The organism is Mesorhizobium sp. M7A.F.Ca.CA.002.09.1.1, assembly GCF_003998555.1.
In the GTDB taxonomy this organism is placed as follows: domain Bacteria; phylum Pseudomonadota; class Alphaproteobacteria; order Rhizobiales; family Rhizobiaceae; genus Mesorhizobium; species Mesorhizobium ciceri.
The window spans coordinates 1-2,573 of the sequence record NZ_RZRR01000809.1 but is presented as its reverse complement, the minus strand read 5'-3'; the positions used below and the strand labels follow the sequence as shown (position 1 = coordinate 2,573).

The 2,573-nt window shown below is 59.7% G+C and carries 5 protein-coding genes; 2 read left to right on the top strand and 3 right to left on the bottom strand.

What is annotated here, in order from left to right; genetic code table 11:
* Both EN994_RS35705 and EN994_RS26615 read left to right on the top strand, forming a co-directional pair.
* A partial coding sequence (locus EN994_RS35705) for a hypothetical protein (protein ID WP_206530506.1) occupies positions 1-213 on the top strand: 213 nt, incomplete at its 5' end.
* Positions 214-410: 197 nt separating this feature from the next.
* Positions 411-974 carry a sigma-70 family RNA polymerase sigma factor gene (locus EN994_RS26615; protein ID WP_013533212.1) on the top strand — a complete coding sequence of 188 codons (564 nt, stop codon included), beginning with the start codon at positions 411-413 and terminating at the stop codon, positions 972-974.
* Here the strand turns inward: EN994_RS26615 and EN994_RS26610 are convergent, their stop codons facing one another.
* The 3 genes from EN994_RS26610 to EN994_RS26600 all read right to left on the bottom strand — a co-directional run.
* Entirely contained in the window at positions 975-1,151 is a 177-nt protein-coding gene (locus tag EN994_RS26610; RefSeq protein WP_081714227.1) for a hypothetical protein, read from the bottom strand.
* A gap of 305 nt (positions 1,152-1,456) precedes the next feature.
* Positions 1,457-2,371 carry a class I SAM-dependent methyltransferase gene (locus EN994_RS26605; RefSeq protein ID WP_063170146.1) on the bottom strand — a complete coding sequence of 305 codons (915 nt, stop codon included), beginning with the start codon at positions 2,369-2,371 and terminating at the stop codon, positions 1,457-1,459.
* A gap of 3 nt (positions 2,372-2,374) precedes the next feature.
* The coding region (locus tag EN994_RS26600; RefSeq protein ID WP_164746216.1) for a GNAT family N-acetyltransferase at positions 2,375-2,573 on the bottom strand (199 nt) is incomplete at its 5' end.

The window sequence follows — 2,573 nt, the reverse complement described above, 5'->3', positions numbered from 1 at the left end:
GGTAAGGACAGGCGTGTCGTCTCCCGCGACCTGGTGCAACTCGCCGCCATTTCCGCGCGCGCTATTCTGATCCAGTCCACTTGCCGATTGGCGAGCGGAGGGGCGAGCGGATTTGGCCATGACAGGTCCTCGATCGATACTGGAAGGTTAAAGTGGCAAGCCATCAAACTGCCGGTGAACGGCTTTGTTCCCGTAAAAAAGCGGACGCTGTAGATACCACTGTCGAAGGAGGCGTCGCTGCTGCGGTGATGGTATGCGCCGATCGCATGACAGATATCTCCGCCCGCGAAGAATTATGAAGAGTTGTCTCCAGCAAGAGGAACGAACCAAACTTCCATGCATTTAGCTGAGGCTGCGTTCACACACTCTTTCTGCTGGGAGCTGGACCATTGTCATCCGGAGGCTGCCTTTTGGCCGACCAGGAAACCAATGAAGTTTCCATCGTTGACCTGATACCCGCCCTGCGGGCATTCGCCCGCACCTTCTGCCGCGTCCCCGACGATGCTGACGATCTCGTGCAGGAGACACTGACCAAGGGTCTCGCCAACATCGACAAGTTCGAACCCGGTACGCGAATGAAGTCGTGGCTCTTCACCATCATGCGCAACACCTATTATACCCGGGTCAAGATCGCTGCCCGGGAGGCGCCAGGCCTGCTCGACTGCGCCTCTTCGAGACCAATTTCGGAAGCCACCCAGGAATGGACCGTTCAGAGCAGGGAAGTTCACGGCGCCATTCAAAGACTGCCTGAACACCAACGCGAGGTGCTGATGCTGATCGGCGTTTTGGGAGTGAGCTACGAGGAAACCGCCGACATATGCGGTTGCGCGGTCGGGACGGTCAAAAGCCGCCTGAACCGTGCGCGCGCCAACATCCTTGAACTCCTAGGGGAGAGTTCGCTGGAGACATTGATGGAGAGGAGAAACCAGCTGTCGGACGGTCAGCTCGACGTCGAGGTCGACAGCCGCAGATAGTCAGTTGTTCACGTCGCGCCGACGCTTCTCGACGAGCGCGTTCTGCAATTCGATCGCCAGCTTGGTGAGGCGGTCCGGAATCTTTTCCTGCTCTATGGCTGCCAGCAGGGAGGCAATCTCCCGATCCACCGCCATCTCGACATGCGGATCCGCGGTATCGTCGCTCGAACGAGACATCACATTCTCTTGATAGCGGTCCCTTGATCGTAGTGTGGTGATAAGCGCCCGGCATTACAAGCCTGTGTCCACCGCCGAGAAGCTGACCGGCGGACCCTTGCACAGGTTTATTTCCTTGCTCCTTGGTCGCCCCGCGGACCACAGGCCCGCGCGGTGGCGTTCAGTCCTTCGGCAATCGATTAGCGGCGTAATCCTTCGGACTTGATCCGATTGCCGTCCAGCCCGCGCTCCTCCTTCGAATCGAGGACACTCGTTGGTGCCCTTTGCTCGACATCCGAACTGGCATCGTGCTGTAATGTTCCGTCTCACCGAGCGAGCAAAAAAGCGTTGCCATCCCATGATCGAAACGGCTTCTCACCGTCGATGAGGACCCGCAATTGATGAGCTTGCGCCAGACGGCCGATATCGTCGCGGTCTGAGAAAAGCGATCCGCGATAGGAATAGTTCAGCAAGGCGAGCCAGCCCGGCCGTTTCAGAACGCGCGCAATTTCTTCGAAATGCCGCTCTGCCATGCCGGCCAGAACCAGATAGGGAAAGCTGTCGACCGCCAGCACGCAATCGAAACTGGCATCGTCGAAATCGGCCAGATCGAGACCGGAGGTTTGTCGTAACTCGACATTGCCGAGTGCGGCGCATTGCTCTGAGGCGATGGAGATCATTCGCGACGATATATCGATACCGACCATCCGCTTGAAGGATCTGCACAGCGCACGCTCGAAACGGCCGATGCCGCAACCGATGTCGAGAATGCTCCGTTCCCTTCCGGTGAATTCTCGGGCTTCCAGCCATGCGACGATTTCGTTGGTCGTGGCTGTGAGCCTTTCCACATCGCCGAGGGATGCCAGTTGGACACTCGCGGCTCCCGAAATCGCTGCCGCGGCATCGAAGCTGGACGCCAGCCGCATGACGACAGCGGCATTCGTCTCGTCCTCATTGCGCTCATGGCGAACGGCGCCGCCCGTCGCTCGCAACATGGCAAAGACGTCTGGTTTGCAGCGCAGCAGTCCGGCGACCTTCCGCAATCTTGCCGCGTCGCCGGTATCCGCCGGACGGACTTTCAGCACGACCTCCGCCAATTCCGCTGCCCCAATTGTGGGCGGCAGGTGGAGCGCCAGCCTGACGAGAACACCTTCGGCGCAAATACCGTCGGCCATGCAGTCTTCAACCGCCAGCCTGACCGATGTCCGGCGCTGGGCGCCTTTCGGTGCGGTTACACTCATGGGTCAACTCCGCGTCCAGACCCTGCGCATCGTCCACCTGTCGGCGGCGCCCCAGCCATATTTGTAGGCCTCCTGGCCGCGCAGGAAATCGAACTCGCGCGCATCTTCACGGATCGACTCCACGATTGCGTGGCCAATCAGGATCGCGCCCGGGCTCTCCTCGGCATAAGCAGGGTCGAACCCACCCAGATAAGCGTAGGCA

Excerpts from the sequence above, each read along its gene's own strand:
- EN994_RS26610 (WP_081714227.1), bottom strand. The coding sequence starts at position 1,151 with ATGTCTCGTTCGAGCGACGATACCGCGGATCCGCATGTCGAGATGGCG.
- EN994_RS26605 (WP_063170146.1), bottom strand. The coding sequence starts at position 2,371 with ATGAGTGTAACCGCACCGAAAGGCGCCCAGCGCCGGACATCGGTCAGG.